The following is a 21,077-nucleotide window of genomic DNA, read 5'->3' on the forward strand; positions in this document are numbered from 1 at the left end:
ATCGGCGGATCCGCGCCGGTAGGGGCGCACCGGCCGCTCCCCGTCGGCGGTTCAGAACAGGCTCAGCAGGGCCTCCGAGGGGTCCACCGTCTTGGAGTCGCCGTCCGGCAGGGCGAGTTCGAACCAGACCGTCTTGCCGCGCGGGGTCCGGCGGCTGCCCCAGCCCGTACTGAGCAGCCCGACCAGTTGCAGGCCCCGGCCGCCCTCGTCGGTGTCCCGGGCCCTTCTGCGGCGCGGCTGGGCGAGGTCGGCGTCCCAGACCTCGCAGACCAGCGTGCGGTCCAGCAGCAGCCGCAGCCGGATCTCGCCGTGGCCGTGCCGCAGGGCGTTGGTGACCAGCTCGCTGACGAGCAGTTCGGTGGTGTCGACCAAGGCCTCCAGGCCCCAGTCGGTGAGCTGGTCACGGGCCAGTTCGCGGGCGCGGGCCACCGAGCGGGGCTCGGGCGCCAGGTTCCAGTCGCCGACCGCCTCCTTGGGCAGGCCGTGCACCCGCGCCATCAGCAGCGCGATGTCGTCCTCGCCGTGGCCGGTGTCCAGGGTGTTCAGCACGTGGTCGCAGACGTCCTCCAGCGGGCGGTCGGCCTCCGAGAGGGCCGCGCGGAACGCCCGCAGCCCCTCGTCCAGCGACTGGTCGCGGGACTCCACCAGCCCGTCCGTGTAGAGCGCGAGCAGCGCTCCGTCCGGCAGTTCGACCTCGGTCTCCTCGAACGGCTCGCCGCCGACGCCCAGCGGCATGCCGGGCGGTACGTCCAGCAGCAGGACGTCCTTCTCGCCGTTGCCCTCCTCGACCAGGACCGGGGGCAGATGTCCGGCGTTGGCGAAGGTGCAGCGCCGGGTGACCGGGTCGTAGACCGCGTAGACGCAGGTGGCGAGGTAGACCTCGGAGAGGTCCGCGGCCCCGGCGGCGGATCTGTTGGAGCCGCCCGTACCGGGGGGCTCGCTGCGATGGCGGCCGGTGCGCCGTTGCCCGCGGCGGCCCGGGCGGCCGTACGGGCTCCGCCGCCCTTCCCACCGCTGTTCCCGCCACCGCTTCCGCCGCCGCTTCCGCCGCCGGTCGCGCCGAGCCCGCGCGCGACCTCGTCCAGCGCGGAGAGCACCTCGGCCGGCTCCAGGTCCAGCAGCGCCAGCGTCCGTACGGCCGTACGCAGCTCCCCCATCGCGACCGCCGCCCGCAGCCCCCGCCCCATGACGTCACCGACGACCAGCGCGGTGCGGTGGCCCGGCAGCTCGATGACGTCGAACCAGTCGCCGCCCACCTCGGTGGCGGTGGTGCCGGGCAGATAGCGGCAGGCGATGTCCAGCCCGGCCGCCTCCGGGTCGCCCGGCGGCAGCAGGCTGCGCTGGAGGATCAGCGCGCGCTCGTGCTCCCGGCGGTACAGGCGGGCGTTGTCTATGCACACCGCGGCGCGCGCCGCCAGCTCGACCGCGAGCGCGGTGTCCCGCTCGCCGAACGGCTCGCTGCCCTTGGTACGGGAGAACTGCACCAGGCCCACGACCGTGTCGCGGGCGACCATCGGCACGGCGAGCGTGGAGTGCACCACCACGCCCAGCTCCGCCCGGTCCTCGTTCTCCGGGCCGGGGACGGTCTGTGCCCGGCCGGTGCGCAGCGCGACCGCGCACGGCGAGTGGAAGGGGTAGCGGTGGACGGCGCCGACCGCGACCGGGCCGGGCGGGGCCGACGCCGGGGACTGGGCCGGGCAGCAGCTCGGGGTGGTGACGGGGGCGTCCGAGACGGCGCTGGCGAAGGCGACCCGGCGCATCTCGGCGCTGCCGTCGGGCACGCCGGGCGGCGCCTCGTCACCGGCCAGCAGCCCTTGGTAGAGGTCCACGGAGGCCAGGTCGCAGAACTGCGGCACGGCGACGTCCAGGAGGGTGCGGGCGGTGGTCTCCAGGTCCAGGGAGTTGCCGATCCGCGCGCCCGCCTCGTTCAGCAGCGCCAGGTTGCGGCGGGCGTTGGCGGCCTCCCGCTCGGCCCGGCGGCGGCGGGTCACGTCGGTGGCCACCGCGGCGACCCCGATGGGCCGGCCGCTGGCCCCGTGCAGCCGGTACAGCGAGACCGACCAGCGGCGGCGGTCCGTTATGCCCGGGGCCGTACCGACGAGCTGCATCTCGGTGACCGGATCGCCGCTCTCCAGGACCCGGCGCAGCGCCGCGGTCAGCCGTTCGGCCTCCGGGCGGGCCAGGAAGTCCAGCGGGGTCCTGCCGCGGTAGTCGGACGGGCTGCCGCCGAAGACGGCGGCGAAGCGCTCGTTGACCCGCTGGAGGCGCAGGTCCGTACCGAAGAGGAGAAAGCCCATGGGAGATTGACCGAAAACGGCCTGCGAGGCGGCGAGGTCGGTTTCGATGCCGCGCAGCGCCCGGACGTCCACGACCAGGCACAGTGCGGCCCGCTCGTCGTCCTGCGTCCGGGACGGCATGACGTAGATCTCCGCCAGCCCCGAGGCGCCCCGGTCCCGCTCCTGCGCGCCGTACCCGCCGACCCGGTAGGGAACCAGGCCCGTCCACTCCCGGCCGTCCAGGATCTCGCAGACCTTGCGGCGCGCGTCGGCCCGCAGCTCAGGCGGTACGAACGCCTCCACGGGGTCCCTGCCGACGGCATGGCGGACGGGGATGCCCAGCATCTCGGCGGCCCGCTCGCTCCACCGGTCGATACGGCCGTCGGGACCGAGCGAGAAGGAGGCGAGACGGATGTAGTCATAGATCGAGCCGGGCGGGCTGCTCTGCCATATCGGCGGGCCGTCCGGCCCGTCGGGACCCGTCGGTCCCCCGGCCGGACCGTCCGAACCGCCCGGACCTTCCGTGCGGCCCGGTCCTTGCCTGCCGCCCGGTCCGTCCGTACCGCCCGGTCCATCCGTCCGTGCGGGACCTTCCCCGCCGGATGACTTCTCGCTCACGAGCCCCGTCCCCTCCAGCTCATCGTGCCCGGACCGGACGAGCCGAGTATCCAGCACCTCGGCTTTCCGGTACACGGTCTTCACGATCACAGCACAGTCTCGATCGCGGCCCTTCCACGAATTGTCGATGAATTGGCAACGATCAGGACACCACCTGTCTCCTAACCCGCCAACGACAGCTCGAACCACACTGTCTTGCCGCTCTTCCCGCGCCGGGTACCCCAGCGCCGCGAGCTGCACGCCACGAGCTGGATTCCCCGGCCTCCCTCGTCGTCCGGTGCGGCCGTACGTTCTCGGGGCGGATCGGGCAGCGGGTCGGAGACCTCGACGAGCAGACCGCCGTGCGACAGGAGGACCAGGCGGACGCCGATCGGGCCGTCGGTGTAGCGCAGGGAGTTGGTGACCAGCTCGCTGACGAGCAGCACGGTGACGTCCAGGACGGAGTCCAGGCCCCAGTCCCACAGGGCCTCGCGGACCAGGGCACGGGCGGTGCGTACGGAGCCGGGCTCGGCGGGGAAGCTCCACTCGGCGATGGGGGAGCCGGTGACGGCGCCGCGGTGACGGGCATGCGGGGAAGGGGACCCCGGGAGCCCTGCCGCTGCGCTGTCGCTCACGCCGATCACTTCCCAGCCCGATGCGAACCCCCGCCGGATGGTCCGATGTGAGAGGGTTAATCAGCACATACCCGGTATCAAGGCGTGGATATCGCCCACAATCGCGCATCGTGGCACAAACGGCGTAGTCGCCCGCGCTCACGCCTGTCGCTCACGGCGCATGGAGCGCACGGGCGGCGCGTAACCGGAGGACTATGGGGCGGGTGGGTGCAGCGCAGATCCGTACGAGGACTCCGGGCGGCGCACCGCGGGCGCAGACCCGTACGAGGACTCCAGACGGCGCACCGCCTCGGCGACCGCCGGGCGGTCCTGCTCCAGCCAGTCGACCTCGTGCTGCCGACCGGGCGGCAGCCAGCGCAGTTCATCGTGGTCCTCCAGCGGCCTGGGCTCCCCCGCGACCAGCCGGACGGTCCACACCTGGAGCACCAGCCCGGGCTTGAGCGGCCACTCCCCCGGGATCCGCTCCAAGGGCTCGGTCTCGATGCCCAGTTCCTCGCGCAGCTCGCGCACCAGCGCCTGCTCGGGCGTCTCGCCCGCCTCCACCTTGCCGCCGGGCAGTTCCCAGCGGCCGGCCAGCGCGGGCGGAGCGCTGCGCCGCGCGGCCAGCAGCCGCCCGTTGTGCAGTACCGCTCCGCCCACCACCACACGCGCCGTCGTCATGCGCGGCAGCCTACGTCGCCGCCGGCCCCGCCGGCCCGCGCGCCCCTCGGGTCCCGGCGCCCTGCCCCCGTTGGCCTTCCACTTCCGTACTCGTGCCGTACCGGTGCCGTACCGGTCCGGTCCGCCGCTCTTCGGTGCACCGCAAGAGCAGACGTCTCAAGACCGTGCGCCTCAGGTGAAGCGCCTTGAGGTGAGGCGCCTCGGTGCGCCTCGGTGCACCTGAGCGCCAAGCGCCTCAAGAGGCGACGTGTCCTACCCGCTCCACCACGTAGAGCTGCTTGTGCCCTCGCGTATCGAGCCGGTCGGCCACCTGCTCCGCTTCCGCGCGGGTGGCGTAGCGACCGACGCGATAGCGGTTGCCGCCCTCGTCCTGGCGGATGACGAGCCAGGGCAGCACGGCCCCACTGTCGGTCATTGCGCCCCTCCGTCCGCCGTACAGCGCGCTCTGGCGCGCTCGTTCCGCGTTGATACCGAAACCGCAATCCGCATATGCCCGAGCCTACGCCCGACCTTTACGCACCGGATACGCCTTTGCACGAAGAGATACCGAACCGGCCATCCGGGGCCCGCCGGGCAGCAAAACGGGCCCGGGAGGCGAAGAGATCGCCTCCCGGGCCCATGTCACCGGCTCACCGGCTCGGGCCGGGGCACCGGACTCAGGCGTCGGCCGAGGTCCTGCCCGCCGCGGAGCGCTGCTGGGGCACCGGCGCGGCGCCGTCACCCTCGGCTCCGTCCGCGTCCGCCGCCTCGGCCGCCCGCATCTCGGCCTCGACCTGCACCAGCGTCGGGTTGCGCCAGGCGCTGCGTACGCCCCAGAAGTAGAAGGCCAGACCGATCAGCGCGACGACCGGGATGTCCCAGCCCGCCGGGAGATAGCCCTTGCCGCCGAACTCCGTGCCGCCCGCGTAGGAGACGGCCGCCATGACCAGCAGGTACGCCACCATCCAGGCGCCGGCCTTCAGGTGCGGCAGCAGCCCGGCCCACGGCTTGCGCCCGGAGGCCAGCGGCTTGCCGATCTCGTACCAGGCCCAGACCGGCAGGCCGACGGCCATGATCAGGATGACCTTGCCGGTGAGCGGCCAGCGGCCCCAGTACAGGACGAGCGAGCCGAAGATCATCGCGATCGGTGCGATGAAGGGCATCGCGCGCAGCTTCACCGGGCGCTTGAGGTCCGGCGACAGGCGGCGCAGCGACATCACCGCGACCGGGCCGGTGATGTAGGAGATGACCGTGGCGACCGAGACGATCTCGGCGAGCGAGCCCCAGCCGCGGAAGACCGCCAGGAAGAGGAAGGCGATGACCAGGTTGAGGAGCAGCGCCGGACGCGGGACACCGGTCTTCTTGTCGACGCGGCCGAAGACGCCGGGCAGGTGGCCGTTCTCCTGCACGCCGTGGATCATGCGCGAGGTGGTGGCCGCGTAGATCATGCCCGTACCGGAGGGGGAGACGAAGGCGTCCGCGTACAGCAGCAGCGCCAGCCAGTTCAGGCCCCAGGCGACGGCGAGGTCGGCGAGCGGGGAGTTGTAGCCGAGCCCGGCCCAGCCGCCGGCCGTGGAGAGCTTGTCGCTGGGTACGGCCATCAGGAAGGCGACCTGGAGGCCGACGTAGATGACCAGGGCGATCAGGATCGAGGAGATGACGGCCTTGGGGAGGGACTTGCCGGGGTTACGGGCCTCGGCGGCCATGTTCAGCGGCGACTGGAAGCCGTTGTAGGCCCAGACGATGCCGGAAACGGCGACGGCGGTGAAGACCGCGCTCCAGCCGTTGGGCGTGAAGCCGCCGTGGCTCTTGATGTTGTCGGTGTCGAAGTGCGCCAGCATCAGGGCGCTCGCGGTCAGCACCGGGACGACGACCTTGAAGACCGTGATCGCCGTGTTGGTCTTCGCGAACAGGGAGATCGCGAACCAGTTCAGGAAGAAGTAGAAGATCAGCAGCACGCTGGCGAGCGCGACGCCGGTGCCGGTCAGCTCCTTGCCGTCGTACAGCGCCTGGGTCCAGCCGAACTTCCAGGAGCTCATGTACTGGACGGAAGCGGTGGCCTCGCCGGGGATGACGGAGACGATCGCGATCCAGTTCGCCCAGGCCGCGAGGTAGCCGGCGAGCGAGCCGTGCGAGAACTGGCCGTAACGGACCATGCCGCCGGCCTTGGGGAACATCGAGCCCAGTTCGCTGTACGTCAGGGCGATCGTCAGGGCGACCGCGGCGCCGATGACCCAGGCCAGGATGGCGGCCGGGCCGGCGATGGCGGCGGCCCGCTCGGCCCCGAAGAGCCAGCCGGAGCCGATGATCGACCCGAGGCCGGTGGCCGTCAGGGCGATGGTCCCCAGGGACCGGCGGTAGTTGGAGTGGGAGCCCTGCTGCTCCCCGCTCTGGGTCTTCGTCGTGCTCAACGTGCTTGGTCTCCTGATCTTCCCCCGTGCCGTGCACAAACTTCGCCATCGTAAGAGCGAAATGGAAGATCGGGTTCACCTGCGAGGAAAAAAGTCCTGCCACGCTGAGGGTCTGTGACGTTTCCCACTCCATGTTTAGGGTCGCAAGTCGGGAAATACGCCCATCAACCGGTCGGTCACGAGAGGGTTACGCGCCAGTACGGACCGCTCGCCGAGCCCCTCGATCACGCCCTCGGGCCGCCTTCCGCGCCTCGGCCACCACACCGTCACCAGCCCTTCGCCCACGAGTGATAAGCGCGCCGCGCGGCGCGGCGGAGCCGTGGCGGGACCGGCCGCGCCGCCTCTCAGGCCCTCACCACACCTCACCTCACCTCACCGGCAGGTGATAGGCGACCCGGTGGCGGTCGGCGAGCGTGACGACATCGGCCGTCTCGACCGGACGGCCGCCCGCGTAATACGTACGGGAAATCACCAGGACCGCATGGCCCGGCACCCCGCCGAGGGCCATGGCCTCCTCCGCGAGGCCCGGACGGGCGCCGACCTCCTCCACCACGTTGTCCACCACCACGTCGATCGCCGCCATCCGCTCCACCACCCCCCGCCCGGCCAGCGGCCCCTCCTCGGGCAGCATCACGGGCGTGCGCCCGGTCAGGTCCAGCGGCTCCCACGAGGTGGAGAGCATCGCCGGCTCCCCCTCCGCCCGGAAGAGATAGCGGGTCCGCATCACCTTGGCGCCCGCCTGGATCCGCAGCCGGGCCGCGACGGCCGCGCTCGCCTCCTCCTGGGCGCTGTGGGACTCCCAGGTCCCCTTGACCCGCTCGTCCGCCTGCTCCTGCCGGAAGGGCGTGGAGCCGCCGCCGGTACGGAACCCGGCACGGGCGATACGGCGCGGGACGGGCTGCTCCCGTACGTACGTCCCCGAGCCGGAGCGCCCCTCGACCAGCCCCTCGGCCATCAGCACCTTGCGGGCCTCCAGGGCGACGGTGTCCGAGACGCCGTACTCCGCACGGATGCGGGCCTGGGAGGGGAGGCGGGTGTGCGGAGGCAGCACACCTTCGACAATCTTCTGGCGCAGGTCGCCGGCGACGCGGAGGTACGCGGGCTGCTCACCGAAAGGCACGTGCCCCTCCCAACAGCTTGACAGTCAGCAACAGCGTGGCAACCGCGCGTTGCCGATCGCAAGCCTGGGCCAGGAATTCACCCGATGTGATGAAGCCCAGTTCAAAGTATGTACGGATCAAGGAAGTTGCCCACCCGCGAACCACTGAGACCGGACCCGCAACACTCGTACATGCACACGCCCCGACCCCGGCGCAGACGGGCCGTCCGTGCCACGATCGACAGCGGAACCCCCGGGGAAAACCAGGGAAAAGGAGCCCCCGTGCCCACTCGCCCCACCCCACTCGCCGACATGCCCGACGACTGGCAGCGCGCCCTCGCCATCGTCGCCCACCCCGACGACCTCGAATACGGTGCCGCGGCGGCCATCGCCGAATGGACCACGGCCGGCCGCGAGGTCACCTACCTCCTGGTCACGCGCGGCGAAGCCGGCATCGACGGCCTGGACCCCGAGGAATGCGCCCGCGTCCGCGAGGCGGAGCAGCGGGCGAGCGCCGCCACGGTCGGCGTGCACGCCGTCGGATTCCTCGACCACCCGGACGGCATGATCGAACCCGGACTGCGGCTCCGCCGCGACCTGGCGGCGGCCGTCCGCCGCCACCGCCCCGAACTGCTGATCACCCTCAACCACCACGACACATGGGGCGGGACGCAGTGGAACACCCCGGACCACCGCATCGTGGGCCGCGCCGTCCTGGACGCGGCGGGCGACGCCGGCAACCGCTGGATCTTCCCCGAACTCCTGACCGACCAGGGCCTGGCCCCCTGGGACGGCGTCCGCTGGGTCGCGGTCGCCGGCTCCCCGTACCCCACCCACGCCGTCGAAGTGGGCCCCGGCATCGAACAGGCCATCGCCTCCCTGGCCGAACACCACCGCTACATCCAGGGCCTGGCCTCCGCCGCCGGCCAGGACCCCCACACATACGCCCGCGCCTTCATCACCCGATCACTCGAAACCGGCGCCGCCCGCCACCACAGCCACCCCGCCACCCTCTTCCAGCTCTACCCCCGCTGACCACCGCCCGCAGCACCCACACGGCCAAGAGCGCCTCACGGACAGCACGCCAGACCACGAACGGTTCCAGCACCCCGGCACCCCGCACCCAGCCCCCGTTATGTTTTCCGCGGCTCCGCAATAGGGCCGCTGACCTCCGGGCCCGGCATGACTGTTGCCCCCTGTCGAAAGCATGACCTGGGGGGTGGTGTCACCGGGCCCGGGAGGTGTCCGTCGGAGACGCTGATCAGAGGTCCGGCCACCGTCCGGTCCGGCGCAACGCCGGGCAGTTCGCGGGCGGCAGGCTGGAGGGCCTGGTACGCATCAGCCGACCCAGAGCAGAACACGCTGTAGCACCGGGTAGCACACCTCCGCTATCGTGGTCACCATGACAGCGCAGCCCGAGATCACTCAGCGCGATCTGCGCACCCGCTCCAAAGAGATCATGGACGCCGTCCAAGGCGGTCAGGCGTTCACCGTCACCCGCGACGGGCACCGCGTCGGCGAGCTGATCCCGCTCCGCCGCCGTCGCCGCTTCGTTCCCCGCGCCGAGTTCGCGGCCATGTCCCGCACCGCCCCCGACATCTCACTTGACGCCTTCCGCGAAGACCAAGACGCCGTCATCGAGCAGGAGTTGGACGATCCGTATGCCCGCTGAGCACACGCAGGGCCTGATCGATACCAGCATCATGATCCTGCGCAAGTGGATCGACGCCGACGAACTGCCCGCCGAGATGGCCATCAGCGTCATCACCCTCGCCGAACTCTCCGCAGGCCCCCACCAGGTACGCGGCAGCGACGAGCAGAGCGACTACGACGAACACGCCGAACGGGCCCGCCGCATGGACGTCCTGCAGCGCGCCGAGCATGAATTCGATCCCATCCCCTTCGACGTGGAGGCGGCCCGCATCTACGGCAGAATCTGCGCCGCCGTCGTCTCCGCGGGACACAGGCCCCGTCGACGCGTGGCCGACCTGATGATCGCCGCCACCGCAGCCGCCGAGCAGCTCCCCCTCTTCACCACCAACCCTGACGACTTCAAGGGCCTCGACGACTTGATCACCATCGTCCCCGTGGCTCGGCCCGAGATCCTGCACCTCCGGTAGCGCCGCGCCCGCACCATCACGCGCCGACGGACCGGCTACGCAAGCTCATACGTCGCCGTAATCGTGACCCGCGCACCATAAACCCGCAGGTCACGCCCGTTCCCATCTGTATTGCGCCCCGCCGAGGGCTCGAACCTGCGCGAGATCCCGGGACGTTCCGAGCGGGCCGCGCTGCCCAGCGCATCCACGGGGGCCACAGGGAACGGCTGTGTCATGCCGCCCACAAGGCCCCCGATGTCCCGTGAGGGCAGTAGCCCGCCCGTCGTTCCGAACCAGCAGAAAACCAGCAACCGTACGGGCAACCAGGGATGACGACAGGTGACGAGACGTCAGGTAAACCAGCACGGATCCAGCAACGGTAACGACAGCGGGACCGACCTCGACTTGGGCCGAGCTCATCTGACCTGCATGTTTGCCAGGTCACCCCGGCGACGCTATGGCGCGTACTAAACGTTGGAGCGGAACGTTCACCACAACGCTCTCACCTGCGAAAACACGCTTCTTGGTGATTCAAGTCAGCACAGAATCAGCACCGGCCGCCGAGCTTGGCCTGCCTTCAGGACGGCAGGAAGGGCGGTCGCCCCGTTGGCGATCTCGTGGTCCGGGTCTCGTCACGTCGCTACGGTTGAGCCATGACCGCACTGCCCGACTGGATGCGCCCGCCGCGCGCGGAAGGATGGTTCGCGGAGGACCTGGACCGCCTCCCCGAGGCACCCCGCCACACCGAGCTGATCGACGGAGCCCTTGTCTTCATGATGTCGCCCCAGAGGTGGTGGCACGGCCACCTCGTCACCATGCTCACGGTCGCCCTCATGGAGCAGGTGCCAGCCGACACCAGAGTCGGCCGCGAGATGACCATCAAGCTCGACCCACGTAACCGTCCCGAACCGGACCTGCTGGTGACGACGGCCGACTTCGACGGTGACCGCACCTGGTTCGCACCGGAGGATGTCCAGCTCGTCATCGAGGTGGTCTCCCCCGAATCCGCCCACCGTGACCGCACCGTAAAGCTCCGCAAGTACGCGGAAGCCGGCATCCCGCACTACTGGTGCATCGAGGACGAGGACGGGGCACCCGTCGTCCACGTCTACGAGCTCGACGAGCCCACTGGCGCCTACGCGCCCGCCGGGATCTTCCGGGACACCCTGAAGCGGCCTGTGCCTTTCGAGATCAGCCTGGATCTCGACAAGCTCACCCCGCCGAGGAGCAAGTAGGAGTCAGCACCAAGTCAGCACGGGAACACAGAACGGGTCGGGCTCGCCAGAGCCTGACCCGTTCTGATCTGCACAGTTGACAAACGATCTGGCGTGAAGTAACTGCAAGATCACACGTTGAAGCGGAATTCGACGACGTCGCCGTCCTGCATGACGTAGTCCTTGCCTTCCATGCGGGCCTTGCCGGCGGCGCGGGCTTCGGCGACCGAGCCGGTTTCGATCAGGTCTTCGAAGGAGATGACCTCGGCCTTGATGAAGCCCTTCTGGAAGTCGGTGTGGATCACGCCGGCCGCCTCGGGGGCCGTGGCGCCCTTCTTGATGGTCCAGGCGCGGGTTTCCTTGGGGCCTGCGGTGAGGTAGGTCTGCAGGCCCAGGGTGTCGAAGCCGACGTGGGCGAGGGTGGCGAGGCCGGGCTCTTCCTGGCCGACGGACTGGAGGAGTTCGAGGGCTTCGGATTCGTCGAGTTCGGCGAGGTCGGCTTCCAGCTTGGCGTTGAGGAAGATGGCCTCGGCGGGGGCCACCAGGGCGCGCTGTTCGGCCTTGAAGTCCTCGTCGGTCAGCTCGTCCTCGTCGACGTTGAAGACGTAGAGGAAGGGCTTGGTGGTGAGCAGGTGCAGGTCGTGCAGGAGCTCTTCGTTGCCGGAGCCCTGGACGATGCCCGCCGAGAAGAGCGTGTCGCCCTTCTCCAGGATGGCCTTCGCCTCCTCGACCGCCTTCACCTTCGGTGCGACGTCCTTCTTGATGCGCGACTCCTTCTGGAGGCGCGGCAGAACCTTCTCGATGGTCTGGAGGTCGGCGAGGATCAGCTCGGTGTTGATGGTCTCGATGTCGTCCTTGGGCGAGACCTTGCCGTCGACGTGGACGACGTTCTCGTCCTTGAAGGCGCGGATGACCTGGCAGATCGCATCGGACTCGCGGATGTTCGCCAGGAACTTGTTGCCCAGGCCCTCGCCCTCCGAGGCGCCGCGGACGATGCCGGCGATGTCGACGAAGTCGACGGTGGCCGGGAGGATCTTCTGTGACCCGAAGATCTCGGCCAGCTTGGCCAGGCGCGGGTCGGGGACGCCGACGACGCCGACGTTCGGCTCGATGGTGGCGAACGGGTAGTTGGCCGCCAGCACGTCGTTCTTGGTCAGGGCGTTGAACAGGGTCGACTTACCGACATTCGGCAGACCGACGATTCCGATCGTGAGCGACACGTTGGCGACTTCCCGGAGCGAGGAGGTGGGTGGAGTGGATCTCTGGCAGGGCCACCGGACGGCAGGGTCCAGGGGCCGATCAACCAGTCTACGGGGCGCCGGGGGCGGGGCGCCCGGCCCCGTCCGTACCACGAACGGAGTCCCAAGGTCACCGGAAACGCGTGTCCGGTGTCCAAATAATCCCACTTTGCCGCCTACGGTGGCCGGGTGGAGCAATCGAGAGAGCGCAGCCCCCAGCAGAGCCCGCACGGGGCGGACCGTCCGGGTACGGGCGAGGACACCCCGCTCCCCCGGCTCGCGGAGGCCCCCGCGCCGGACGGCGCCCCTCCGGGTGACGTCCGGCCGGGGGGTGTTCCGGGAAAGAAGGAGAAGAGGGGGAAGAGGGGCAGGAAGGGGAGGGAGACGGAGGAGGGGGCGCCGGAGGCCGCTCCACTTGATGCCGTGGCGCTGGGGGCCGCCACTCTCAAGGCGGTCGCCGCCGATGCCGTCGCCGTCGAGGTGCCGCGGGCGGATGCCATTGCCGTCGGGGCCGTCCCCGTGGCCGCCGGGGCGGCCGGCGGCGGGCTGCCGGACGCGGGTTCCGGATTCGCCGAGAGTTCCACGGTCTACCGCGTACGGCAGCGGCGCCGCCCGCCACCGCTGCCGTACTCCCTGATCACGGCCGTCCGGCGGCTCCCCGACGCCCGGCTGACCGGCCTGGGCTGCGGGCTGCTGATGACCCTCGTCCTGTTCACCGCCGGCTGCCTGGACCGGCTGGTGTACGGCGGCGGGGCCACCGCGTACGGCTCCGTCTTCGTGGTGACGAGCGTCGCCGCCGCCCTGTGGGTGCGGTCCTTCGACCTCGTCGCCGCGCCGATCGCGGCGCCCATCGCGTTCACGGTCGGCATCCTGCCCCTGGGCCACGGCGCGAGCGGGCTGGGCGGGCTGGTCCTGGGGATGTTCACCGTACTGGCGATGAATGCCGGCTGGCTCTACGCGGGGACGTTCGTCGCCCTGCTGGTCGTGGGCGTACGCAAGGGCGTGGACCTCTCCCATCAGCAGACCGCCCGGCGGGGGAAACACTCGTCGGAGGAGCGGGGTGAGGAGGACGAGGCTTCCGGGAGCGGGGAGGGAGCGGGGGAAGGTGAGGGAGTCAGGGAAGGGGAGGGAGTGGGCTCGGGGGCGGTGGGGAGGAACAGGGCGGAGGTGCGCGGGGGCAGGACTCGGCGGGAGCGGGGAGCAGGGAGTCCGGGGAGGCCGGGGAGTCCGGGGAGGCCGGGGAGTCCGGGGAGGGACCGGCCCTGCGGGCCGAAAGCGGGCCGGGGCGGCTGCCGAGGTGGGCGGGCGGGCGCGCCTCGGACCGTACGCGGGATCGGGATGGGGGGCCGGAGGGGAAGAAACGGGACGCGGAGCCGGGCGCAGGAAGGGGCGGCGCGGAAGGGAGCGAGGGCGCGGAGGCGCAGGCGGGTGGTACGGGCGGCGGCGCCACGGGGAGCGCCGGGCGTACGCGGGAGGGGAGTGCCGAGCGGTCGGAGGAAGGCGGCTCCCAGCGGTCACAGGAGCCGCGTACGGGTGACGGCGATGACGATGGAGAGGGTGCGGGCGCCGGGGGCGGTGCCGGCGACCGAGGTGGTGGCGGTTCGCGGGAGCGGCGTACGGACGGGGGCGGTGACGGGCCGCGCAAGCAGCGTGTCAACGGCCGGGTCCGGGGTCGGAAGCGGCGTACGGACGGCGGCTCGGGGAAGAAAGTCGCAGGCAGCCGTCCCGGCCGGCCGAGCCCGGGGCGCAAGCAGGGCGGCGAGCAGCGGGAGACGGCCACGGGGATGGGAAAGGACGGGAAAAAAGACGGGGAAGGTGGAGGGAACGATGGGGAAGAGGAGGAGAGGCGGGGTGAGGGCGAGGCCGATTCGGGGGTGGTCGCGAGGAGCGGGGGCCGGTCAGGGCGCGGCCGGCGGAGGAGTTGACGGAGGAGTCGTAGAGCCCGCATCCCGTACCTGCTGAGCCTCGTGTGTCTGCTGTGCCCGTGTGTCTGCTGTGCCCCCTGTGTCTGCTGTGCCTCGCGTGCCTGCTGTGCCGCGTGTGCGGCCATCGCGGCTCCCACGATCCCCGCGTTGTTCTGGAGCTGTGCAGGAACCACCTCGGCTCTGATGCCTTCGATCAGCGGCAGGAACTTGTCCGCCTTGCGGCTGACCCCGCCGCCGATCACGAACAGCTCGGGCGAGAAGAGCATCTCCACGTGCGCCAGGTACTTCTGGACGCGGTGGCCCCATTGCTGCCAGCTCAGGCCCTCATCGTCCTTGATCTTGGTCGAGGCGCGCTTCTCGGCCTCGTGGCCGTGGAGTTCCAGGTGGCCGAGCTCGGTGTTGGGGACCAGCAGCCCGTCGCTGAAGACGGCGCTGCCGATGCCGGTGCCGAAGGTGAGGACGATGACGGTGCCCTTGCGGCCCTTGCCCGCGCCGAAGGTCATCTCCGCCAGGCCGGCCGCGTCGGCGTCGTTGAGTACAGTGACCGGGCAGCCGCCCGTCCCGCCGCCGAGCCAGTCGCGCAGCAGGGCGGCGGCGTCCGTACCGATCCAGCCCTTGTCGACATTGGCGGCCGTACGGGTCACGCCGCCGGTGACCACGCCGGGAAAGGTCGCCCCCACCGGGCCGCCCGACCAGCCGAAATGATCGACTACCTGCCGGACGCCGTCGGCGACGGCGTCCGGGGTGGCCGGCTTGGGGGTCAGTACCTTGTACCGCTCGTCGGCCAGGTCGCCGCGCTCCAGATCCACCGGAGCACCTTTGATGCCCGACCCGCCGATGTCCACGCCGAAGACCTTCATAGGGGAAAGGCTAGGGCGTTTCTGATGGATCTCCATGGAAGACGGAGCGGTGTTCGGTGCGTGCGCTCGGCGTGCGGTGTGAAGGGTCATGTGGCGGAGCCACCTGTCCCTTTGCGCCGTGCGGCGAGGGTGCGTGCCGGGCGTCGCGAGGCCACGGAGATCCATCAGAAGCGCCCTAGGGCCGCGGGAGTCGGATCACCCCTCGGCGGAAGGGAAATCCCGATCACCCCTGGACGATCGCTCCGGGACGTACGGGTTACGCGCCGGGGCACGCGCCGCGTCAGTCCTCGACGGCGGCCCGGGCCTCCGCCCGCAGGTCCCGGCGGAGCTCCTTGGGCAGCGAGAAGGCGATGGACTCCTCGGCGGCCTTGACGGTCTCCACGTCCTCGTAGCCGCGCTGGGCCAGCCAGTCCAGGACGCCGTGCACCAGTATCTCGGGTACGGAGGCACCGGAGGTGACCCCGACCGTGTGCACGCCCTCCAGCCACGCCTCGTCGATCTCCTCGGCGTAGTCCACCAGGTGGGCGTCGCGCGCGCCGGCGCCGAGCGCCACCTCGACCAGGCGTACGGAGTTGGAGGAGTTCTTGGAGCCGACGACGATGACGAGGTCGGCCTCGGCGCCCATCTGCTTGACGGCGGTCTGCCGGTTCTGCGTGGCGTAGCAGATGTCGTCGCTGGGCGGGGAGAGAAGGTTGGGGAACCGGTTCTTCAGGGCGCCCACGGTCTCCATCGTCTCGTCCACGGAGAGGGTGGTCTGAGAGAGCCAGACGACCTTGTCCGGGTCGCGGACCTCGACGTTCGCCACGTCCTCCGGGCCGTCGACCAGGGTGATGTGGTCGGGGGCCTCGCCGCTGGTGCCGATGACCTCTTCGTGGCCCTCGTGGCCGATCAGGAGGATGTCGTAGTCCTCCTTGGCGTAGCGGACCGCTTCCTTGTGGACCTTGGTGACCAGCGGGCAGGTCGCGTCGATGGTCGCGAGCTTGCCGCGCTTGGCCTCCTCGTGGACGACGGGGGCGACGCCGTGCGCCGAGAAGATGACGATGTTGCCCTCGGGCACCTCCTCCGTCTCGTCGACGAAGATCGCGCCCTTCTTCTCCAGGGTCTTGACGACGTACTTGTTGTGGACGATCTCGTGGCGCACGTATACGGGCGCGCCGTACTGCTCCAATGCCTTCTCGACGGCGATCACGGCACGGTCCACACCCGCGCAGTAGCCACGGGGAGCGGCGAGCAGGACCCTGCGGCGGTCACCGCGGCGCGAGACGTCTGCGCCGGGGCCGGAGGCGGGCGACGGGCTGGGCGTAGCAGTCATGCGATCCATCGTACGGGGCCGGTCACGGGCCGCCTGTCGGCGTATGAGGTGGTGCGGAGGCGTACGAGGGGTGCGGGGTGGTGGACCGGGCGCGTCCCGGCCGATCGGGGCGGGGCGTGCCCGAAGCTGGGGGCGGCCGGCGATCGCCCCCGGCCACCCATGTCGCGGAGGTGTCCGTCATGACCGCACCGGCCGGCCCCAACCCGTCACCGTCCTCGTCCCCGTCCTCCTCCCCCCACTCGTCCTCGTCCTCGTTCCGGGGTGCCACCGGCGAGCCCGCGCTCAGACGTGCGCTCGGCTTCCGGGACCTGATCGTCTACGGGCTGCTGTTCATCGCCCCCATGGCCCCCGTCGGGATCTTCGGGACGCTCCAGGCCAAGTCGCACGGCGCGATCGTCGCCGTCTACCTCGTCGCGACGGTCGCGATGGCCTTCACCGCCTTCTCGTACGCCCAGATGGTGCGGGTCGCCCCGCGGGCCGGCTCGGTCTTCGCGTACGCGCGGACCGGCCTGGGCGAGGGCGCGGGCTTCGTCGCCGGGTGGATGGCGATGCTCGACTACCTGCTGATCCCGGCAGTGGCGTACCTCTTCTCCGGGATCGCGATGCATGCGCTGGTGCCGTCGGTGCACCAGTGGGTGTGGACGGCGGTCGCGGTGGCCGTCACCACGCTGCTGAACCTGTGGGGCGTACGGGCCGCCGCGGTCGTGGGCCTCGCGGTGCTGGCGCTGGAGATCGCGGTGCTGGCGGTCTTCGTCGGGGCGGCGGTGTGGACGCTGGCGGCGGACGGGGCGCGGCGCGGCTGGGCCGCGCCGTTCACCGGCGAGGGCGGCTTCTCGACGGGCGCGGTGCTCTCCGCGGTGTCGGTGGCGGTCCTGTCGTACCTGGGCTTCGACGCCATCGCCTCCTTCGCGGAGGAGACGGCGGGCGGCGCGGCCCGGGTGGCACGCGCGGTGATCACCTGCCTGGTGGTGGCGGGGGCGCTCTTCGCCGTACAGACCTATCTGGCGGCACTGCTGGCGCCGATGCCGGCGGCCGAACTGGCGGCGCGGCCGGCCGAACAGGGCGACGCCTTCTACGCGACGGTCGACTCGGCGGTGGGTGACTGGCTGCACGACCTGGTGGCGGTCAGCAAGGCGGTCGGCGCGGCGTTCGCTGCGCTGGCCGGGCAGGCGGCGGCCGGGCGGCTGCTGTTCGCGATGGCCCGGGACCGGCGGCTGCCGGGGGCGATGGCGAAGGTGGACGCGGGCAGCGGCGTGCCGCGCCGGGCGCTGCTGGGCGCGGCACTGGTCACGCTGGTCGCGGCGGTATGGGCGGCCCGCCGGGACGACGGGCTGGACCACCTCTCCTCCATCGTGAACGTGGGCGCCCTGACGGCGTTCGCCCTGCTGCACGCCTCGGTGATCGGCTATTTCCGCTTCCGCGGGCGCCCGGCCTCCGCCTCCTCCTCCCCCGACGCCGCTGCTCACGCCCACCCTGACGCCCTCCCCGACGCCCGCCCCGACGCCCTCGCCGGTGTCCTCAAGCACGTGGCCGTGCCGCTGCTGGGACTGGCCGTGGTGATCGCCGTCGTCGTCACGGCATCCACGACGGCGCAGATCGTGGCCGTCGGCTGGCTGGCCGCAGGGCTGCTGGTACTCGCCGCCCAGCACGGCGGACGGCGCCGGCGGAAGGCCGGGGCGACGGGCTGAGGCGACGGGCGGCAGGCTTCCGTCAGCGAGCGGCACGCTTCCGTCAGCGAGCGGCATGCTTCCGTCAGTGGGTGGCACGCTTCCGTCAGGCAGGCCGCGGCCGGTGGCGGATACTGGCACACTCGGGGGCCGTGAAGAGCGAAGACGTCGACCTCGACGAGATCGACCGGGGTGTTGTGCACGCCCTGCGGATCGACGGGCGGGCCCCGTTCCGGCTCATCGGGCAGGCCCTGGAAGTGTCCGAGAACACCGTCGCCCGGCGCTACCGCCGGCTGCGTACGGCGGGGGTCCTGCGGGTCGTCGGTACGGTCAACGGCGCCCGGCTCGGGCAGCACGCCTGGACCGTACGGCTCCGGTGCACCCCGGACGCGGCGGGCCCGGTCGCCAGGGCGCTGGCCGCCCGCGCCGACACCTCCTACGTCCATCTGCTCTCCGGCGGTACGGAGATCTCGTGCAGTGTCCAGACGCCCACCGCCGACGACAGCGAGGCGCTGCTGCTGCACAAACTGCCCCGTACCGCCCGGATCACCTCCGTCTCGGCCCACCTCCTGCTCGACCATTACGCGCTGCCGGGCGACTGGAAGGGCCCGGACTGCCTGACTCCCGGGCAGGCCGCGCTCTTCTGCCCGCCGCCTGCCGACGGTCCTGATGTGACCCTCGGTCCGGCGGACCATCCGCTGCTGGACGCGCTGGCCCGGGACGGGCGGGCGAGCCACACCGAACTCGCCGCCGCGACCGGATGGTCGCCGTCCACCGTGCGGCGGCGGGTGGACGCGCTGCGCCGGGCCGGGGTGCTGGCCTTCATGGTCGACATCCCGCCCGCCGCGCTCGGCTTCCGCGCCGAGGCCCGTCTGTGGATGTCCGTACGGCCTTCGGGGCTCACCGAAGTGGCGTCCGCGATGGCCGGCCATCCCGAGGTGTCGCTGGTGGCGCTGACCACCGGGCCGACCAATCTGCTGGCGGTCGTCAACTGCCGTGACGCGGTGGACCTCGCGCGGTATCTGACGGAGCGGGTCGGCTCGCTGGACGCGATCCGTGCCGTCGAGACGGCCCCGGTCATCCGTACGGTCAAGCGCGCCGGGACGCTGCTGCCGGTGGCGCGGGCGGCGGCGGGCGGGCGGTGACGAGCGGACGGGAGGTGATGAGCGGGCGGGCGGTGACGAGCGGACGGGAGGTGATGAGCGGGCGGGCGGTCATGAGCGGCCGGGGGCGTCGGGCGGCCGGTTGTCAGTGGGCGCCGTTAGGGTCGGTGCATGGCTGTCAACACGTCCGCGGAGGCGCCGATCCCGGTCGGCGAGGTGTCGCGGCTCATCGGCGGGTGGATCGACCGGCTCGGGGCGGTGTGGGTCGAGGGGCAGATCACGCAGCTCTCCCGGCGCCCCGGCGCGGGGGTCGTCTTCCTGACGCTGCGCGATCCCTCGTACGACATCTCCGTGAGCGTGACGTGCTACCGCCAGGTCTTCGACCGGATCGCGGACGTGGTCAGCGAGGGCGCCCGGGTGGTCGTGCACGCCAAGCCGGAGTGGTACGCCCCGCGCGGCCAGCTCTCCCTGCGGGCCGCCGAGATCCGGCCGGTGGGGGTCGGCGAACTGCTCGCCAGGCTGGAGCAGTTGAAGAAGTCACTGGCGGCGGAGGGGCTGTTCGCGGCCGAGCGCAAGAAGTCGCTGCCGTTCCTGCCGCAGCTCATCGGGCTGGTGTGCGGGCGGGCCAGCGCCGCCGAGCGGGACGTGCTGGAGAACGCCCGGCTGCGCTGGCCCGCGGTCCGCTTCGAGGTGCGCAACGTGCCCGTACAGGGCGTGCACGCCGTGCCGCAGGTGATCGAGGCGGTCAAGGAGCTGGACGAGCTGCCCGAGGTGGACGTGATCATCGTGGCGCGCGGCGGCGGCAGCGTGGAGGACCTGCTGCCGTTCTCGGACGAGCAGCTCGTACGTGCCGTGGGCGCGGCCCGTACGCCCGTCGTCTCGGCGATCGGCCATGAGCCCGACTCCCCGCTGCTGGACCTGGTCGCCGACCTGCGGGCGTCCACGCCGACGGACGCGGCGAAGAAGGTCGTGCCGGACGTGGGCGAGGAGCTGGGGCGCATCCAGCAGTTGCGGCAGCGGGCGCTGCGCGCCGTCGGCGGCTTTCTGGACCGCGAGGAGCGGGGGCTGGCGGCGGCCCTGAGCAGGCCGTCGATACAGCGCCCGCACCGCATGGTGGAGGAGCGCGCGGAGCAGGTCCAGGCGCTGTGCGAGCGCGGGCGGCGCACGCTCGGCCATCTGCTGGACCGGGCGGACTCCGAGCTGACGCACACCCTGGCGCGCGTGGTGGCGCTCTCGCCGAAGGCGACGCTGGAGCGCGGGTACGCGGTGCTGCAGAAGCCGGACGGGACGGCCGTGCGCTCGCCGGCGGAGGTGGTCGCGGACGAGCAGCTCCGGGCCCGGGTGGCCGAGGGCGAGTTCCAGGTTCAGGTGCAGGGCCGGGGACAGGACCGGGGGCAGGGGAGCCAGGGGCAGAAGGATGGCCAGGGGCAGGTCCGGGACGAGGTCGGCGTTCCGGGCGCTGTCACACCCCCCGCATAGGGTGGGAGCCATGGCGAAGACGGACGGTACGGACAGCGCGGGCAGCGCGGACGGTACGGGGAGCACGGCGGAGGCCAAGCGGGCGGAGACCGACTCCACGCTCGGCTACGAGCAGGCACGGGACGAGCTGATCGAGGTCGTCCGCAGCCTGGAGGCGGGCGGGACGACGCTGGAGGAGTCGCTGGCGCTGTGGGAGCGCGGCGAGGAACTGGCGAAGGTGTGCCGGCGCTGGCTGGACGGCGCGCGGGCCCGGCTGGACGCGGCACTGGCGGAGTCGGAGCGGGCGGCCGGGCAGGAGGACTGACCGGGCGGCGGAGCCGTGGGGGCGGAGGCGAGGGGCGGCACAGCCACGTAAGCGAGGGGGTGAGGGGCGCCGGACGGCGCCGGGGGGCCGGCTCGGCAGGGGCCCGGCACAAGGGTGAGCAGCGGCACAGCACGCCCTGCGCCCGATTTAGTTGAAAGTTAATCCATCTCGGTTACAGTAGGAGGCACGCAGTACGAAACAGCACGATCTCTTGAGGTG

General features: G+C 71.6%; 16 protein-coding genes and 2 pseudogenes. 8 read left to right on the forward strand and 10 right to left on the reverse strand.

Features of this window, described 5'->3' with window-relative positions; translation table 11 throughout:
* Positions 1-51: 51 nt before the first annotated feature.
* The 6 genes and pseudogenes from KGS77_RS11770 to KGS77_RS11795 form a co-directional block, all read right to left on the reverse strand.
* Positions 52-2,729, reverse strand: a pseudogene (locus KGS77_RS11770) (SpoIIE family protein phosphatase).
* A 326-nt stretch (positions 2,730-3,055) separates the two neighbouring features.
* A complete protein-coding gene (locus KGS77_RS11775; protein ID WP_242587424.1) occupies positions 3,056-3,427 on the reverse strand; it encodes an ATP-binding protein in 372 nt (123 codons plus the stop codon).
* Between the two features lie 273 nt (positions 3,428-3,700).
* Positions 3,701-4,168, reverse strand: coding sequence for a (deoxy)nucleoside triphosphate pyrophosphohydrolase (locus tag KGS77_RS11780; protein WP_242580822.1), 468 nt, complete (start codon positions 4,166-4,168; stop codon positions 3,701-3,703).
* A 235-nt stretch (positions 4,169-4,403) separates the two neighbouring features.
* On the reverse strand, positions 4,404-4,583 hold the full coding sequence (locus KGS77_RS11785; RefSeq protein WP_242580823.1) for an SPOR domain-containing protein: 180 nt from the start codon (positions 4,581-4,583) through the stop codon (positions 4,404-4,406).
* Positions 4,584-4,824: 241 nt separating this feature from the next.
* Positions 4,825-6,558 carry an APC family permease gene (locus tag KGS77_RS11790; protein ID WP_242580824.1) on the reverse strand — a complete coding sequence of 578 codons (1,734 nt, stop codon included), beginning with the start codon at positions 6,556-6,558 and terminating at the stop codon, positions 4,825-4,827.
* Between the two features lie 367 nt (positions 6,559-6,925).
* Positions 6,926-7,678, reverse strand: coding sequence for a GntR family transcriptional regulator (locus KGS77_RS11795; RefSeq protein WP_242580825.1), 753 nt, complete (start codon positions 7,676-7,678; stop codon positions 6,926-6,928).
* A gap of 291 nt (positions 7,679-7,969) precedes the next feature.
* On the opposite strand from KGS77_RS11795, the gene KGS77_RS11800 reads away from it, so the two are divergent.
* From KGS77_RS11800 to KGS77_RS11815, 4 genes are all read left to right on the forward strand, one after another.
* A complete protein-coding gene (locus KGS77_RS11800; protein ID WP_242587425.1) occupies positions 7,970-8,692 on the forward strand; it encodes a PIG-L family deacetylase in 723 nt (240 codons plus the stop codon).
* A 367-nt stretch (positions 8,693-9,059) separates the two neighbouring features.
* Complete coding sequence (locus tag KGS77_RS11805) at positions 9,060-9,329, forward strand: type II toxin-antitoxin system prevent-host-death family antitoxin (protein WP_242580826.1); 270 nt, start codon at positions 9,060-9,062, stop codon at positions 9,327-9,329.
* The gene (locus KGS77_RS11810; protein WP_242580827.1) at positions 9,319-9,777 is read left to right on the forward strand and encodes a type II toxin-antitoxin system VapC family toxin; all 459 of its coding nucleotides are present in this window, start codon (positions 9,319-9,321) and stop codon (positions 9,775-9,777) included. Before KGS77_RS11805 ends, KGS77_RS11810 begins: the two co-directional genes overlap by 11 nt.
* 632 nt (positions 9,778-10,409) lie before the next feature.
* Positions 10,410-10,991: a Uma2 family endonuclease gene (locus tag KGS77_RS11815; protein ID WP_242580828.1), complete on the forward strand. Its 582-nt coding sequence runs from the start codon at positions 10,410-10,412 to the stop codon at positions 10,989-10,991.
* A gap of 110 nt (positions 10,992-11,101) precedes the next feature.
* On the opposite strand, the gene ychF is transcribed toward KGS77_RS11815, so the two are convergent.
* The 4 genes and pseudogenes from ychF to KGS77_RS11835 all read right to left on the reverse strand — a co-directional run bounded on the left by ychF (position 11,102) and on the right by KGS77_RS11835 (position 16,305).
* Positions 11,102-12,190: a redox-regulated ATPase YchF gene (ychF, locus tag KGS77_RS11820; protein WP_242580831.1), complete on the reverse strand. Its 1,089-nt coding sequence runs from the start codon at positions 12,188-12,190 to the stop codon at positions 11,102-11,104.
* A gap of 605 nt (positions 12,191-12,795) precedes the next feature.
* Positions 12,796-13,068, reverse strand: a complete 273-nt coding sequence (locus KGS77_RS11825) for a hypothetical protein (protein WP_242580833.1) — start codon at positions 13,066-13,068, stop codon at positions 12,796-12,798.
* Positions 13,069-14,243: 1,175 nt separating this feature from the next.
* Positions 14,244-14,993, reverse strand: a pseudogene (gene ppgK / locus KGS77_RS11830) (polyphosphate--glucose phosphotransferase); the annotation flags it as partial.
* Positions 14,994-15,273: 280 nt separating this feature from the next.
* Positions 15,274-16,305: a 4-hydroxy-3-methylbut-2-enyl diphosphate reductase gene (locus KGS77_RS11835; RefSeq protein ID WP_242580835.1), complete on the reverse strand. Its 1,032-nt coding sequence runs from the start codon at positions 16,303-16,305 to the stop codon at positions 15,274-15,276.
* Between the two features lie 179 nt (positions 16,306-16,484).
* Here KGS77_RS11835 and KGS77_RS11840 point away from each other — a divergent pair, with 179 nt between their 5' ends.
* The 4 genes from KGS77_RS11840 (at position 16,485) to KGS77_RS11855 (ending at position 20,858) form a co-directional block, all read left to right on the forward strand.
* Positions 16,485-17,993 (forward strand): APC family permease, encoded by a 1,509-nt coding sequence (locus KGS77_RS11840; RefSeq protein WP_242580837.1) that lies wholly within the window; start codon positions 16,485-16,487, stop codon positions 17,991-17,993.
* Between the two features lie 131 nt (positions 17,994-18,124).
* Entirely contained in the window at positions 18,125-19,117 is a 993-nt protein-coding gene (locus tag KGS77_RS11845; RefSeq protein WP_242580839.1) for an Lrp/AsnC family transcriptional regulator, read from the forward strand.
* A 129-nt stretch (positions 19,118-19,246) separates the two neighbouring features.
* Entirely contained in the window at positions 19,247-20,554 is a 1,308-nt protein-coding gene (gene xseA / locus KGS77_RS11850; RefSeq protein WP_242580841.1) for an exodeoxyribonuclease VII large subunit, read from the forward strand.
* A gap of 10 nt (positions 20,555-20,564) precedes the next feature.
* Entirely contained in the window at positions 20,565-20,858 is a 294-nt protein-coding gene (locus tag KGS77_RS11855) for an exodeoxyribonuclease VII small subunit (RefSeq protein ID WP_242580843.1), read from the forward strand.
* The last annotated feature ends 219 nt before the right edge of the window (positions 20,859-21,077 follow it).

The sequence above is a fragment of the Streptomyces sp. MST-110588 genome, from assembly GCF_022695595.1.
In the GTDB taxonomy this organism is placed as follows: Bacteria; Actinomycetota; Actinomycetes; order Streptomycetales; family Streptomycetaceae; genus Streptomyces.

Coding starts and splice junctions, on each gene's coding strand:
- KGS77_RS11780 (WP_242580822.1), bottom strand. CDS start 4,168: ATGACGACGGCGCGTGTGGTGGTGGGCGGAGCGGTACTGCACAACGGG.
- KGS77_RS11785 (WP_242580823.1), bottom strand. CDS start 4,583: ATGACCGACAGTGGGGCCGTGCTGCCCTGGCTCGTCATCCGCCAGGAC.
- KGS77_RS11800 (WP_242587425.1), top strand. CDS start 7,970: ATGCCCGACGACTGGCAGCGCGCCCTCGCCATCGTCGCCCACCCCGAC.
- KGS77_RS11805 (WP_242580826.1), top strand. CDS start 9,060: ATGACAGCGCAGCCCGAGATCACTCAGCGCGATCTGCGCACCCGCTCC.
- KGS77_RS11810 (WP_242580827.1), top strand. CDS start 9,319: ATGCCCGCTGAGCACACGCAGGGCCTGATCGATACCAGCATCATGATC.
- KGS77_RS11815 (WP_242580828.1), top strand. CDS start 10,410: ATGACCGCACTGCCCGACTGGATGCGCCCGCCGCGCGCGGAAGGATGG.
- KGS77_RS11835 (WP_242580835.1), bottom strand. CDS start 16,305: ATGACTGCTACGCCCAGCCCGTCGCCCGCCTCCGGCCCCGGCGCAGAC.
- KGS77_RS11840 (WP_242580837.1), top strand. CDS start 16,485: ATGACCGCACCGGCCGGCCCCAACCCGTCACCGTCCTCGTCCCCGTCC.
- xseA (WP_242580841.1), top strand. CDS start 19,247: ATGGCTGTCAACACGTCCGCGGAGGCGCCGATCCCGGTCGGCGAGGTG.
- KGS77_RS11855 (WP_242580843.1), top strand. CDS start 20,565: ATGGCGAAGACGGACGGTACGGACAGCGCGGGCAGCGCGGACGGTACG.